A 14,849-nucleotide genomic window follows, 5' to 3' on the forward strand; every position below is an offset into this window, starting at 1 on the left:
GCCTACGCTACGGACCGAAGCCGCTGGTCTCCAGAAGGCGGAGCCCTAATCGCACCGATCATGACCCGACTAGGTCGGTCAATCCCGACTCTCATGAAGATTGGTGGCGTTGAGGATCGGCTCGCCCGCCTGATGACCCAGAACCTCTCGCATCCAGACGGCGGCTTCTACGAGCTTCTAGTCGCCCTCGCCTACTGTCGCCACGGATGGAGGGTTGGCTTCATCCCAGAGGTCCGTGGCGGGCCAAAGACGCCGGACCTGGATGTCCGCCAAGGCCGGCGTCGCTTCCACGCTGAATGCAAACGCCCAAAGACCTCACAATTGGCGATAGCGGAAAAGGCCAGGACCGAAGTCTTGGCCACGCCAATGCATGCCCTGGCTCTCGACGCCGGACGATCCATCGTATTGGAATCGGCTCTCTTGGTGCCAGCTGACACGATTCCCGACGACTACTTCGCCCAGCGGGCGGCCGCTTTCCTGTCCGATCCGGCCCAAGATCGGTGGGCTGACGGCCTGTCTACTGGACGGGTGCGGGATATTGACTGGCGCCTCGCCCGAAGCGTCCTGAGCCGTGACTTCGTCTACTTTGGCGCCAGCCGCATGATCGAGCTACTCGCCGGTGGCTATGACCACGAGGCCGACCATAGCCTCAGGGCGCAATGGCGCCCGCATCCCGAGCGGCCCTTCTGGGCAGACGCCGTTTATCAAGCCAGCCTGATGACGGTGCGCCACGGGTCCGAAGCATCAATTCTAGGGCGGTCTCGAGACATCGGTGGCTTTCTGAAGGAGGCCGACGACCAGCTGGGCGACGAAGCACCTGGCGTGCTCCACGTCGGCATCGAGACCTGGAGCGGCGATGCCACGGATCAGGTCCGGCACCTTCGCAACGTCATGAAGGCCCGAATATTCGAGCCTCGGCAGTCCCGCTTACGGTTCGCCTACATCAATTATTTCACTCCGGTCGTAACCACCCGCCCCGACGAAGCTTGGGCGATGCACGAGACGACCGCCTGGACCAGGATCGGATCCCACGCTGTAGTCCGTCCGCTCGAACACCACCTGGCGATCTCCGACGAAACCGGCATGAGTCCGGGGGAGCATTGGGACGGCCGCAAGGACGAGACCTGACGCCACGCGAACTTTGGTCCCGAGGCCCGGCCTGTCTTAACCCAGACGCTTTATGTGTGGTCATCCGTCAGCATGGTGCCAGAAGCGGAACTTGGCGCCGCAGCAGAAAGCGGAGGTTCGTTGCCCCCGATCTAGAGGCGCGGATCGATCGGCTCGCTCTCCAGCGCAAGAACCGCGAAGACACATTCGTGGACACGTCGCCGCGGCTCCCTTGCCACGAACCGCTTCAGGGCTTCGTGTCCGAGCGCGAACTCGCGAAGGGCGAGGCTGCGCTTGCCGCCAAAGCATCTATGGGGCCGGAAGCCCTCTTGCTCTCGAGATCCGCATTACTGGATATGCTGTGTCCAATGCTCTTCGGAGACGATGGCAATCGGCTTGCCTTCTTCCCTCCATGCGGTGGCTTGAAGGATCTTATTGCCAAAGCTCGAGTGCTTCCAGGACTCAGTTGCGTAGGCGCCAATCACCAGCACATTGGTCCTACGGCTCAATGCTCCAGCACAGCCTCCCCGTGACACCACCGCCTCCTCGCAGAAGCGTCGCTGGCCGTAGATGAAGGTCCCGGTGAAACAGTAGGTCTGTCCCTTAAAGGTCAAACTCGGGGCTGGATCACAAAGCGGCAGGGTTGAGGCCTTCAGCATCTCGCCGAGCTCGAAGTCCCGGTTGCTGAAGCTGTTCAGCGTATCGAGCAGGGATGTCTTTTCATCCGGGTCCAGCACCTCATCAGCTAAGGCTTCACTGATCCGCTGGTAAAGCATCCGCACCAGCGGCTGGTCCGTGGCCGCTAGGTTGGCCGCCAGCCATTTCTGCAGGAACTCGGCTTCGGCTTGATTCAAGTCTCCATCGGCCGTCAGACCGCGCACCAGACCGATCAGCTCATCGACTTGACGGGCATGTAGGCGATCTCCGCCCAAACGGTTCAGCGTCTGATCATCCATGATCACCCTCCTCTTCCCTCTAGCTCTACCGCACCCCCTCACGTCGCCTCTTGGAGGTCGTGGACCGACAGGCTGGGAAACAGCGTTTCGGCCAAGTCCCGAAGGTGGGCGTGGTGGGTGAAGAACAGCACCTGTGTGGTGCGTGAAAGTTCGCCCAGCACCTGAAGACCCGAGCGCGCGCGGTCGTCGTCAAAGGTGACAAAGAGATCGTCCGCCAAGAATGGTAACCGGCTGCCGGTGCTCATAGCCTGTTCAACCGCCGCGAGCCGCAAGGCCAGGAACAACTGGTCCTGCGTGCCCTCGCTCATGTCATCGATCTGGATGGTCGATTGCCCGTCGTCACAGACGCCTAGCAGCCTTGGTTTGTCGGCCTCACGGTCGATGATCAGGTCGGCGTAGCGCTTGAGCGTCAGCGTCTGGAAGAGCTCGGCTGCGCGTTTCAGCAAGGGGTGGCGCGCGCGTTCGGCCTGGCGCTTCATGGCGTGGCCGAGTAGGAGCCGCTGCGCCTTCTTGAGGATGTAGGTTTCCGCCAAACTGTCGAGCTCGGCGCGGGCCAACTCTAGCTCTGATGCCCAGTTGGCCGCATCCTGCTGCCCCTCGAAGCGCTTAAAACGAACCGCGGCTTCGCTCATGACGCCGTTTGCAGCGATGGCGGCCTGGGATGCCTGCTCGAGTTCCGTGCGCGCCTCTTCAGCGCGAGCGCTCAGCAGGTCGTAGGAAGCCTCCGCGCACTCTGCCTCTAAGGACGCGATCGGTTGGCCATCCGCCTGGAGGGCGAGCTCGTCGTCGATCTTCTTGAGCTCGCCTTCGAGGTTGCGGCGGTCCCGCGCGTGGTCGAGCGCGGCCGCCAGGCTCAAGCGATCCGACGAACGGGTTGTTGTAAACGCCTCGGCCAAGGCAGTCTCGGCGGCGTCGAGCGCCGCCGCTGCGGCTGCTCGCTCCTGGTCTCGACTGTCCAATTCATCCTGAAGCGCCCTTCGGCGCGCGGAAGCGGCGCGCGCGGCTTCGAGCGCAGCCTTCGCCTTCCGCGCTACTTCCAGCGCGTCGTCCGTAGCCCCAAGTCCAAGGTCCCTTGCAACCCTCACGGCTCGCGCCGCGAAGTCTTGCGCGCTGGTGTCCAGATGGTCCAGGCGACGCCTGAGCTCCTCCAGGCGTTCGCGCGAGCGCGCCAACGCTTCCCAAGCCGATAGACGGACCTCCGCCGTCATGGGCTGCAGGCTGAGGCCGACCTCGGCGTTGAAGGCATCCCACTCCGCCTGCCAGTCCTGAAGCTGCTGGAGCGCGGCCTGGGCTCCTCTGAGCGCCTCGTCGCGTCGCGCATTTGCGTTTCTGGAGTCTGATTTCAGCGCATCGAAGGCTGCTGCGGTCCGTCGCAAGGCTTCAAGCCTGGTTGCGGCCTCGGCGAGCACGGGCTCAAGCGCTTCGGCGTGTTGAACCTGCGGAGTCTCCACGACGGCTCGTAGTTCGCGGAGCAGGCCGTCTCGCCGGGACTTCAGCCGAAGAAGCTCGTTCTTAGCATCCTCATGCATATCTCGAGCCACGAGGCATTGGACTCTTCGTCTGAGCCAACCACGGAGCGCGTCGGGCTGGAGCTCGGGCAGGCCCTGAAGACGAAGGCGCGCAAGCCAATCCTCCCCGCTCCGCTCGAGCTCGCTGGTCAGCTTCTCCGACTGCTCTTGAGCGTTGCGATGCCTGATCTCGGCCTGGGTCACCTCCGCTTCAGCGGCTGCGAGCTGGGCCGTTGCATCGGCGGCCGCGAACCTTCGGTCTGCAAGAGCGTCGGCCTCGCTAACGGTTCGCCTGAGCTGTTCCACCTCCTCCATGGGCGACGGCAGGATCGCCTCGCCGGCCAAGTGTTGCGCGACGCGATCGACGGATTGGTCACGGTCAGTCCGCGCCTGAAGCAGGGTATCGAGCGGAACCACGCCTTGGGTGCGCCTTGCTGCTTCCACCTTGGCACGGGCGAGCTCCAGGGCTTCGGCGCGTTCGCTGACCAAGCGTGCGGCGTCCGCCGCTCTCTGTGCAAGAGTGTCAGCGGTGGTGGCGGCCTGGTCGACCTCATCCTCAAGCGGCGTCACAAGCGTCGCCAAGGTCTGCACATCGCCGGCCCAGGGCAGCAGCGCGCGGAGCGCCTGCGCCAGCGCTTCACCGGTCTTGGAGACAAGCGCCTCCTGTTTGTGGATCTGCTCGTCCAGCTCCCCGGCGCGCTGCGCGGCTGTTACGGTCGTCTGCAGTTGGTCCAGGACAGCGGGAGGCTCAGCTTGGGTGAGCGCCTGATCCGCGGCCTCCACCTCCGCCCTGGCAAGATTCGCGGCCTGCTCCGTCGTCGAGACGCGCGTCGCCAAGGCGACGCGACGAGAGGCAAGCTCGCGGAGCTTCTGGATGATCCCTGGTGCGGGAAGGCTGGTCGTGCGGGCGGTCTCAGCCTCTAGCTCAAGCTGTACGGCAAGCTCGCCGATTTCTGCTCGGATCGTGTCGATCTCGGCCCCTAGTGCGGGCCGAGCGGTGCGACGCTCCTGCTCCGCAGACATATCTTGAACAAGGCGGTCGATCTCATCAGCTAGCGAGAGCACCGGCGACTGATCCGGCTCCGCCTCGAGCCTTTGCCGCGCGGACGCCAACAATTGTTCGGCGGTGTGCCGTTTCTGCTGATGCTCGGCTGCAGCGTCGAGAGCCTCCCGAGCCGTCGCTTCGACGGTCTCTGACATAGCGACGCCAGGGTGCTTGGCGATCGCCTCAACCAAGTCTTTACGACGTCCCAGGAGCGGAAAGACGCGCCGGAGCCGCTCGGCGCCAGCAAGGGCGAGCGCCGCCCTTTGCCGGGCCGCGTCCGCCTGTAGAAACGCCTTAGTCGCCAGATCGAGCTCCGACTTTGCTTTGAGCCAGTCGGCGGGTCGAACGGCTGCATCTCGAAGACCGGTTCTCGCCTCCTTCCAGCGGACCTCCGCTCGACTGAAGGCCCGCCGCTCGGAACGCCTCTGTCCCCAGAGCGCGTCCAACTCCCGGTCTAAGCTGTCCAGAACCTGTTTGACGTTTGTCGCGCCCGAACCGGCGGTGAACAGCATCTGACCCAGATCATTTCGGCTCTCCACCATGGCCCGCCCGCCGGCGCGGAGGCGGGCGTGGTCGAGACTGGAGGATTGAAGAAACGCATCTCGGCTGATCCCGCCGAGCATGGCGATCAGCCGGCCCTCGTCCAGGGGGGCGTCAGCGGCGTCAACAAGCGTGCCTGTTTTTCCTCGCCGCCGTCGACACGACAGATGCTCACCGCCGGCTTCCAGCACCGCTCCCACTCTCAATGCCGATGCGGAGAACCTGTAGGCGTGGTTCACCAGATGCTCGAAGCCGAACAGCAGATCGGCGACGGCGCAGAGGGTGGTCGTCTTGCCGGCTTCGTTGGGGCCGTAGATGAGATGGAAGTCCTGCTCTCGGTGGGGCAATGTCAGCTGGCGGCCTTCGAAGCGGCCGTAGCGTTCCAAGCTGAGCTCAGCGATCCGCATCTGCGCCTCCGGGAGCGAGGCGGGTCTTCAAAGCGAGCGATGCGGCGGCCAGCACTGTGTCCCAGTCTCCGTCCCGAGCCGCCGCCCGAAGGCCGTCGAGGTCGCCGTCATCTTGCGGAACGGCGTCGAGGAAGGGTTTGAGCTCGCTTTCCAGGAGCTGCAGGAGCTCCGGTTCGCCCAGGGCCTCATCAACCAAGCCGGACGCGTCATCGCCGCCGCCCAACGTCAGCTCCTGCGGCGGTATGGTGCGCACGATCAACTTCTCGAGCCATAGGTCGCCAAGTGCTTCAGCGATGGCGCACACCTCGTCTCGAAGCGCGTCTCGCCGGTCGCTCAACAGTCCAGACAAAGCGGTTTGCCCCGTCAACGTCAGTCGGAACACCGCCTGGCGGTCGCCGGCATCTTGGATTCGGACCTTGATCAGCTGCGACCGGACCCGCTCGTGGATGTCCGGCAGGGTGGTTGCGTCGGTGCAGTCCGCCTCGACCGCGATCCACCTGAGGACGTCCAGCTCGAGCGGCTTCACCCCCACAACCAAACCGTCTCTCACTTCCACGAGCATAGCGCCCTTGGGCCCGATCTCCTTGGCGTGACGGCCCTGAAGGTTGCCAGGGAAGACGATGTAGGGATCGTCGCTGACCACCTGTTGGGCGTGCACATGCCCAAGCGCCCAGTAGTCATAGCCCTTGGCCGAGAGGCCCTGAACCGAACAGGGCGCATAGGTCTGGTGCTGGGCGTAGCCGCCAAGGGCGGTGTGAAGGACCCCGATGTTGAAGCGGCCCGGTGTGGGCGGCGGGTAGGCTGCGCTCAAGTCCTCCACCACCGCTCCAGTGGGGAAGCTCTGGCCGTGAAGCGCCACGCCAAGATCAGCGAGGTCAAAGGTTTGGGGCGCGCGGCTGGAGAAGACAGACACATTGCCGGGCCAAGGCAGGCTCTTGGTGACGAGCGACTCCGCGTCGTGGTTGCCCTTCAGAATGAAGACGCGGATGCCGGCGGCTTCCAGCCGGCCCATGGCCCGGGCGAAGTAGAGGCCGGTCGACATGTCCTTCCAGTCGCCGTCGAACAGGTCGCCGGCGATGATCACGAAGTCGACGGCCTCACGGATCGCGGCTTCGATCAGGTTGTCGAACGCGTCCCGCGTTGCGCGGCGAAGCTGGTCCGCCGGCAACCCTTCATAACGGGATAGGCCGCTCAACGGGCTGTCGAGGTGGATATCCGCCGCATGCAGAAAGCGAAAACCAGACATACCTATAGACCCCGCTCCCGCTCGCGTGCAACCGTAAGCGGAGTTGAGGGGCGGGTGCAATGAGCGTGATGGACGGGCTGGTCGGCGCCGAGGCGCTGGAGGATCAAGACGCGGCTCCCGACATCGCCCTCCGCGACCATCCAAGCCAATCCGACGCGCATGAGGCCCACGCTCCTGTCCCTGACGGTTCGGCCGTGCAGGTCGACGCCACGCTTGCCCCGAAGATCAGTTTCGCCACCCATCAAAACGCCGTGCCCGTCCTTCGGGACCTGCGGGTCTTCAATGACGGCTCTGAGCTGATCGAGGGCCTCGTGGTGGAGCTGGAATGCGACCCGCCGGTGTTCGCCCCCAAGGCTTGGCGTCTGGATCGGCTCGCCCCCCAATCCTCGCTCCGACCGGCCGATCTGGATGTGGCCCTGAACGCAGGCCTCCTGATGGGCTTGTCCGAAGCCGTCCGTGCCCGAGCAACCGTTCGGGTGAAGCGCGGCGAAGAGGTGCTTCATGAGCGCCAACACGGACTGGAGCTCCTGGCGCGCAACGAATGGGGCGGGGCGGTCGCCATGCCTGAGCTTCTGGCCGCCTTTGTTCAACCCAATGATCCGGCCGTCTCGCGGGTGCTCAAGGCGGCCAGCGAAGTGCTGCGGCGCGCGGGCAAGCCCGACGGCTTGAACGGCTATCAGTCCGGCACGCGGGCGCGCAGCTTCGAACTGGCGTCCGCTATCTGGTCCGCGATCGGTGGGCTTGGCCTGACCTATGCCGAGCCGCCGGCGAGTTTCGAGACCCATGGTCAGAAGGTGCGCTCGCCGTCTCAGGTTCTCGAGAGCGGCTTGGCCACCTGTCTGGACACCGCCCTCCTTTTTGCAGCGAGCCTGGAGCAGGCCGGGCTCTACCCTGTCCTTGTGCTCACCCAGGGTCACGCCTTTGTGGGGGTGTGGCTGCAGCCCCAGGAGTTCGCCTCGCTTCTGACCGACGAAGCGGCTTCGCTCCGTAAACGCGTCACCCTTCAGGAGCTGGTGGTGTTCGAAACCACCTTCGCGGCTCAGCGGGGCGGCGTCCCCTTCTCTCGCGCGATCGCAGAAAGCAACCGGCTGATCTCGGAAGAGCGCGAGGGCGAGTTCGTCATGGCGATCGACGTGCGCCGCGCGCGAATGCAGCGGCTGCGTCCCCTGGCGCTAATCGAAGCTCCGGCCGCTTTGGCCGGTGAGGACGCTGCCGATCCAGAAGAGGCGGCCGCGAGCGCCTCGTTTGAAGAGGCCCCGCCCCTCCCCGACTTTGATATGGTTGATCCGATCTCGGATCCCACCACCGCGGAGGGCCGGCTGGAGCGCTGGCAGCGCAAGCTGTTGGACCTGACCACCCGCAACCGCCTGCTCAGCGTGAAGTACGGCTCATCGGCCTTGCGTCTTCATTGCCCCGATCCTGCGGCCCTGGAAGATCGGCTGGCGGATGGTGCCAAGTTCAAGATCGTGCCCGCGCCAGAGCTTGAGGGCGGCGCGGGGCGCGACGCGGACCTGCACCGCGCCCGGACCGGCGAGGCTTTGGATCAGGCATATGCGGCCGAAGCGCTGGAACGCGGCGAGCTGATCTCTCCGCTGGAGAAGGACAAGCTCGAGGCTGCGCTTGTGGAGCTCTACCGCAAGGCCCGCGCCGACCTCGCCGAGGGCGGCGCTAACACCCTCTTCCTGGCGCTGGGCTTTCTGAACTGGCGCAAGTCCCAGACCGACGCGCGCAGCTATCGCGCGCCCCTGATCCTTCAGCCCGTCAAGCTCGAGCGCGGGAGCGTGCGATCTGGTGTTCGGCTCTCTGTCCATGAAGATGAGCCGCGCTTCAACCTCACCCTGCTGCAGATGCTGCGGCAGGACTTCGACCTCGACATTCCTGAGCTCGCGCAAGGGTTGCCGGTCGATCAGGCAGGCATTGACGTCGCCCGCATCTGGAACCTGGTGCGGCGTGCGGTCCGCGATACGCCGGGCTTTGAGGTGATCGAGGAGGTGGCGCTCGGCTCCTTCTCCTTTGCCAAATACCTCATGTGGAAGGACCTGGTTGATCGAACCGAGGCGCTAAAGACCAACCCGATTGTGCGTCACCTCTTGGAGACGCCCAAGGAGCCCTACGAGACCGACTGCCTTCCACCGCGTGCGGAAGATCTGGATCAGGAGGTGGACCCGGCGGACCTCTTCACCCCCCTCCCCGCTGACTCCAGCCAGCTGGCGGCGGTGGTGGGCTCGGCCCGCGGCTGCGACTTCGTGCTGGATGGCCCGCCCGGCACCGGCAAGTCGCAGACCATCGCCAACATGATCGCCCACAACCTGGCGCTCGGTCGCAAGGTGCTGTTTGTCGCCGAGAAGCGGGCGGCCTTGGACGTGGTGCATCGTCGATTGGTGCAGCATGGGCTTGGGCCCTTCTGCCTAGAATTGCACTCCAACAAGGCGGCCAAGCTGGATGTGCTGCGTCAGCTCGACAGCGCCTGGACGGCGGCGGAGGAGAACCCGGCTGAGGATTGGGCGCGCAAGGCCGAAGAGCTGAAGAAGAAGCGTGACCTCCTGAACGGCTATGTCGCGGCCCTTCACCAGCGTCGGCCCAATGGCATGACGCTCCATCAGGCCATCGGCCGTGTGATCCGGGATGGCGGCGATCAGCTCATCCGCCTGGACTGGCCGAACGCGACGCATCACAGCACCGAGCAGCTTAAACAGCTGAAGGAAGCCGCGCGGCGGCTGGACCTCACCCGCTCAGCGGAAGCGCCGGGAGCCTTCAGCCTGGTTGGCCGGACAGAATGGTCCAACGCCTGGCAGGCGGAGCTGGTCGCCGCAGCAGGGACGTTGACAGATGCGGCCACCAAGGCGAGAGCCGCCCGCGAGACCCTCCTGGAGCGGCTGAAGGTGGACCTGGCCGCCGACGCCTACGCCCTGTCGGGCCTAGTGGAGCTCGCCCGCGCGCTTCAGGGCGCCGATGGCCTCGATCTCGCCTTTGCTTTTGCGCCGGACGCCCAGTCGGTGATTGATCGCACGCGTGAGGCTTTGGCTGAGCTCATCGCTTACCGTCAGCTGGAGAATGCGCTCTCGGTCCGGTACGCACCCGAGGCCGGCCGCACCCTGTCGCTGGATGATCTTGCCGCCCGATGGGCGAAGGCTGAGGCGACCTTCTGGCCCCTGTCGATCTTCGCCAAGGGTGCGGTAGTCAAGGCCATGTCGCCGGCGGGAGTCAAGGCTGACCCCGGCGCGGACCTGCCTCGCCTGAAGGCTATGCGCGACCATCTTCAGACGATGGACGCCTTGGCCGGCGACGCTGGCCGAGCTTCCGGCTGGTCTGGCCTGGCCACGGACCCTTCACGGGTGGAGCGCGCCCTCCAAGCCGCGGGCGCCCTTCGCGCCGGGCTGGCGCGCGCTGCGGACGACGCTGAGCAGGCCGCCAGACTGCGCGCGGCGGTTCGCAGCTTGGTGGTGGACGCCAATGAGCTCCTTGCCCTGGACGGCGCGGTGGGACGCGCCTGCCATGCGTGGGTTCAGGCGCACGACCTCTTCCAGGAGTCGCTCGCCCGGTTTGAAGCGGCGGCTTCGTCGCCGGCGGCTCGTCAAGCTGATGATCTCCTCACCACCATCATCCTCGCCTGTGAGGAGATCCAGGCGCGCCAGGCCCAGCTGAACAGCTGGTGCGCCTGGCGGCGCGCCGAACAGAATGCGTCGGACCTCGGCCTCCACCGACTGATCACCGGCATTGGGGAGGGGGTGGTCGCGCCCGGTAAAGCCTCCGAGGCCTTTGAGGTGGCGTATGCCCGCTGGTGGGCTGAACAGCAGATCGACATCGAGCCTGCCCTTCGGGACTTCAACCTGGCCGAACACGGCGACGCCATAGAGCGGTTCAGGGTGCTTGATGAAGAGTTCGCCACCCTGACCCGCCGCTACATCCGCGCGCGTCTCTGTGCGGTGGTGCCACCGAAAGAAGCCCAGAAGCAGCCGCCTGGGTTTGGTTTTCTGGCCCACCAGCTGAAGCTGCAGAAGCGACACAAGCCAGTCCGCCAGCTGGTTCAGGAGATGGGGCCGGCGCTGACCACGCTTGCGCCCTGCCTGCTGATGAGTCCCTTGTCGGTCGCCCAGTATCTGCCAGCTGATCTCGCCCTCTTCGACCTCGTCATCTTCGACGAAGCCTCGCAGATCACCCCCTGGGACGCCGTCGGTGCCATTGCGCGCGGCCGTCAGCTGATCGTGGCCGGCGACCCCAAACAGATGCCGCCGACCAGCTTCTTTGACCGCGCCGCGTCGATGGATGCTGATGACACGGAGGTGGAGGAGGATCAGGAAAGCATTCTCGAAGAGTGCTTGGGCGCACGTCTACCCCAGCGGCGGCTCACCTGGCACTACCGGAGCCGGCACGAGAGTCTGATCGCGTTTTCCAACCACCGCTACTACGACGGCGACCTGGTCACCTTCCCCGCCCCCGTCACGCGGGACAGCGCCGTATCTCTGGTGCCGGTGCAAGGCGCCTGGTCCAGGGGCAAGCTCCGCACCAATCAGGCTGAAGCTGAGGCTATCGTCGCCGAGGTGATCAAGCGCCTGACGGACCCCACCTTTGTGGACGAGGCGGGAGAGCCGCTAAGCCTGGCCGTGGTCACGCTCAACTCTGAACAGCAGAAGCTGATCGAAGACCTGCTCGACAAGGCGCGCCAGAAACGTCCCGAGCTAGAGCGTTTCTTCGCGGAGGACGCCCTTGAGCCGGTGGTAGTCAAGAACCTGGAGACGGTTCAGGGCGACGAGCGGGATCTGGTGCTGCTCGGCATCGGATTCGGACCTGAGACGCCCGGCGCGCCCTCCATGCCGATGAACTTCGGTCCGCTGAACCGGGGCGGCGGGTGGCGTCGACTGAACGTGGCCGTCACCCGCGCCCGTCGTGAGATGATGATCTTCGCGTCCTTCCCGCCGCACATGGTTGATCTGAACCGCACGGCGGCCGAGGCGGTACGTGATCTCAAACACTATCTAGAGTTCGCCGAGCGGGGACCGCGAGCGCTCGGCGAGGCCGTCGCTGGCTCTGTCGGCGGGTTTGAGTCCCCCTTTGAGCAAGCCGTTGCGCGCGGGCTACGCGAGCGCGGCTGGACTGTGGTTCCTCAGATCGGCGTGTCCCGCTTCCGCATCGATCTCGGCGTGGTGAACCCCGATCGACCCGGAGACTACCTCTGCGGAGTCGAATGCGACGGTGCGGCCTATCACAGCGCAGCCACCGCGCGAGACCGCGACAAGGTGCGCGAGGCGGTGCTGAAAAGCCTGGGTTGGGATCTGGCGCGGGTCTGGTCCACCGATTGGTGGATCGACCAACGTGGCGCGCTCGATCGGCTTGATCGTCTCCTGCGCGAGAAGCTGGAGGGGTTCCGAGCCAAGATTGCAGCCGAACCTCCGCCTCCCGCGCCGGCGGCCGTACAGACCTCCAGCACCAACAGCTCTGCGATCGACGTGGACGCCGCGAACAGCGAAGACGGCGCTGACGATGCAGGTACTCTGGTGGCAGGGCCTCTAGGGGGCTCCTATGCCCGGACGCGCCTTGAGGCGTTCAGCCCCGACCGAGAGCGCTTCCACGAGCCGGAGTACACGCCGACCCTCAGGTCTATGATCGCCAAGGTGATCGAGCAGGAGGCGCCAATCCGAGATGACCTCTTGGTCGAGAGAATCGCCCGAGCGCACGGCATAGGACGATCCGGCCGAATTGTTCGCGAGCGCGTGCTTTCCATCGCCAGGCGCACCGTCCATCTCCAGCGGGAAGACACCGGCGCCACCTTCGCCTGGCCTGACCCAAGCTCCCCGGGTCGGTGGGAGGACGTTCGAGCCCCAGCCACCACGGCTGACATCCGGCAGATAGAAGAGATCGCTTTGGAGGAGCTCACTGCTGCGCTCCGGTCATGTACCGGCGAGGACCGTGAGGTAGATGTCGCCCGACTGTTTGGGGTTCGGCGGCTGTCCTCGGCGGCTCGCGCGAGGTTGAGAGCCGCCGCGCCCACGCAGGGGCATTTCAGCTGATCGACAGCCGCATGCTGGGTCGCCGGTGCAAAGCGGACATGGAACGTGACGTGCACGAATAGGGCTCTCGCATGCCAAAGACTGCACGCTTTGCGTGCGTCCAGCGACTTCTCAGCCTTTGCGATCAGCGCTACAGCTTGACAAAAGGGAGGGCAGTCATGGCCAAGACACCAGTAGCGGCCGGGGATGAGATCCCGCTCGGAAAAGTTCGGAAGCTTTCTGTACGGAACTTCCGGGCCATAGGACCGAATACGGTGGAGGTCGATCTAGACACCATTGTTGTTCTCGTCGGACCAAATAATGCCGGCAAGAGTTCGATCTTGCGGGCTTATGAGGTGGCGATGGGCGAAGGGTCGGCGGCTGGAAAGCTGAGCGAGCAGGACTTTCCCAACGGTTCTATTGATGAAGCTAACCCACCCACTATTGAGCTGGAGACAGAAGTTGTCGGTGATCCCCCAGCGAAGAAGTGGATTATCGAAGTTGATGGGCGAAAGGTGGTTCGCGAACGTTGGCAATGGAAGGGGCCTGGTAAGGGGGAGCGCCAAGGCTGGAACGTCGAGCTAGGAGACTGGGACACCTCAAAGCCCTGGGGCTTCGCTGGCGTTGCGAACGCAAGGCGCCCCCAGCCTCACGCGGTCCAAGCGTTCGACAGCCCGGAGAAACAAGCAGCTCAGATCGATCAGATCGTACTGAGTCTAATTGAAGAGCGAGCAAAAGCCGTTCCGGCAGAGTCGGGCGACGGGCTCGAGTTTGATCGGCTAAGTGAAGCGATTAGGGCACTGCAAACCAAAGTGCTGGCCAGCGCCCAAGCGGACATCGAAGATATCGAGAAGCAGCTTACCGAGATGCTCGCCGGCGTTTTCGCCAAACACGCCGTCAAATTCGATCCGGCCATTGCCGAACTGGAACAGTTCAAGCTTTTCGCCGGAAATGCGATGCGGGTCGGCCCATCCGATGGATACATGAGTCCGGTTTCGCTGCAGGGCAGCGGAGCCCGGCGTACTCTTCTTTGGTCCGTTCTGCGGATCGTTTCCGAACGTGACCAGAACGGGACCGGACGGCCGCATCTCCTTCTCATTGACGAGCCCGAACTGTGCCTTCACCCATCCGCGGTTCGTGAAGCCTGCCGTGTCTTGTACGACTTGGCAGACAAAGCTGGATGGCAGGTGATGGTTACGACACACCATCCGGCATTCATCGACTTGGCCCGGGACAACGAAACGATTGTGCGGGTTGAGCGTAACGAAGCCGGTGAGGTGCAAGGCACCACCCTGTTCAAGCCTACCACCGCTCAGCTCAGCACTGACGATAAGCAGAACCTGAAACTCCTGAATATCTGGGACCCTTACGTCGCGGAGTTCTTCTTCTGCCCTCGCGTCGTGGTCGTGGAGGGCGACACAGAGTTTTCGGCATTCCGTCTTATAGTGGAGGAACTTCGTGCCCTCGGCGACGGATCACCGATCCCGCAGGCTTTGCTGCGCGATGTGGTGATCGTGAGAGCTCGAGGCAAAGCCACGATCGTCTCGCTCTGCAAAATCCTGAACCACTTCGGGACCGGCTACTCCGTGTTGCACGATCTCGATTCCGAGTTCATCGACGTGAAATGCAAAGAGACAGGCGGGACCAAGCAACAGAAAAACGGTGCGTGGACCACGAACGCGAATATCCTGGCGGCAGTCCAAACGGCTCCTGACCCGACACGTATCAACTTGGTGTGCTCCGAACCTGATTTCGAGCAAGCGTACCTCGGTTACACCTCATCCAGTGAGAAGCCGGCCACGGCGGTCAGAGCCCTTCAGCAAGCCGGGTCAGGCCGGGATGCCGTCATCGCCCTTCTCTACGCACTCCTCGATCATGCTCAGCCACTTCCGCATGGGGCCGCACGGACCTCCGACCGACTGAGCGCAAACGATCTCCAGCCTGACGGGGCGCCGGCCTCAGAAATCGTCGCGTAGCTCCGGAGAACCGTAAGGCGAAGAAGAGCCTCGCTGTGCGCTCTTGCCGGCCTTGGCCGCCACGGCCAAGGCCGGGA

General features: G+C 64.5%; 6 protein-coding genes and 1 pseudogene. 3 read left to right on the forward strand and 4 right to left on the reverse strand.

What is annotated here, in order from left to right:
• Nucleotides 1-93: 93 nt before the first annotated feature.
• Nucleotides 94-1,128: a hypothetical protein gene (locus HNP47_RS10460; protein WP_184279508.1), complete on the forward strand. Its 1,035-nt coding sequence runs from the start codon at nucleotides 94-96 to the stop codon at nucleotides 1,126-1,128.
• A 131-nt stretch (nucleotides 1,129-1,259) separates the two neighbouring features.
• On the opposite strand, the pseudogene HNP47_RS10465 reads toward HNP47_RS10460, so the two are convergent.
• From HNP47_RS10465 to HNP47_RS10480, 4 genes and pseudogenes are all read right to left on the reverse strand, one after another.
• Nucleotides 1,260-1,409: pseudogene (locus HNP47_RS10465) on the reverse strand (hypothetical protein); the annotation flags it as partial.
• Between the two features lie 45 nt (nucleotides 1,410-1,454).
• Nucleotides 1,455-2,063 (reverse strand): BRCT domain-containing protein, encoded by a 609-nt coding sequence (locus tag HNP47_RS10470; RefSeq protein ID WP_184279509.1) that lies wholly within the window; start codon nucleotides 2,061-2,063, stop codon nucleotides 1,455-1,457.
• 38 nt (nucleotides 2,064-2,101) lie between these two features.
• The gene (locus HNP47_RS10475) at nucleotides 2,102-5,563 is read right to left on the reverse strand and encodes a YhaN family protein (RefSeq protein ID WP_184279510.1); all 3,462 of its coding nucleotides are present in this window, start codon (nucleotides 5,561-5,563) and stop codon (nucleotides 2,102-2,104) included.
• Complete coding sequence (locus HNP47_RS10480; protein WP_221415070.1) at nucleotides 5,550-6,869, reverse strand: DNA repair exonuclease; 1,320 nt, start codon at nucleotides 6,867-6,869, stop codon at nucleotides 5,550-5,552. The genes HNP47_RS10475 and HNP47_RS10480 overlap by 14 nt, the downstream gene beginning before the upstream one ends.
• On the opposite strand from HNP47_RS10480, the gene HNP47_RS10485 reads away from it, so the two are divergent.
• Nucleotides 6,869-12,817, forward strand: coding sequence for a DUF3320 domain-containing protein (locus tag HNP47_RS10485; RefSeq protein WP_221415071.1), 5,949 nt, complete (start codon nucleotides 6,869-6,871; stop codon nucleotides 12,815-12,817). The two genes, HNP47_RS10480 and HNP47_RS10485, sit on opposite strands and share 1 nt — an antisense overlap.
• A 158-nt stretch (nucleotides 12,818-12,975) precedes the next feature.
• A complete protein-coding gene (locus HNP47_RS10490) occupies nucleotides 12,976-14,772 on the forward strand; it encodes an ATP-dependent endonuclease (RefSeq protein WP_184279511.1) in 1,797 nt (598 codons plus the stop codon).
• The last annotated feature ends 77 nt before the right edge of the window (nucleotides 14,773-14,849 follow it).

The sequence above is a fragment of the Brevundimonas vesicularis genome (genome assembly GCF_014204545.1).
GTDB lineage: Bacteria > Pseudomonadota > Alphaproteobacteria > Caulobacterales > Caulobacteraceae > Brevundimonas > Brevundimonas vesicularis_B.

Excerpts from the sequence above, each read along its gene's own strand:
- HNP47_RS10460 (WP_184279508.1), top strand. The coding sequence starts at position 94 with ATGAAGATTGGTGGCGTTGAGGATCGGCTCGCCCGCCTGATGACCCAG.
- HNP47_RS10470 (WP_184279509.1), bottom strand. The coding sequence starts at position 2,063 with ATGGATGATCAGACGCTGAACCGTTTGGGCGGAGATCGCCTACATGCC.
- HNP47_RS10475 (WP_184279510.1), bottom strand. The coding sequence starts at position 5,563 with ATGCGGATCGCTGAGCTCAGCTTGGAACGCTACGGCCGCTTCGAAGGC.
- HNP47_RS10485 (WP_221415071.1), top strand. The coding sequence starts at position 6,869 with ATGAGCGTGATGGACGGGCTGGTCGGCGCCGAGGCGCTGGAGGATCAA.
- HNP47_RS10490 (WP_184279511.1), top strand. The coding sequence starts at position 12,976 with ATGGCCAAGACACCAGTAGCGGCCGGGGATGAGATCCCGCTCGGAAAA.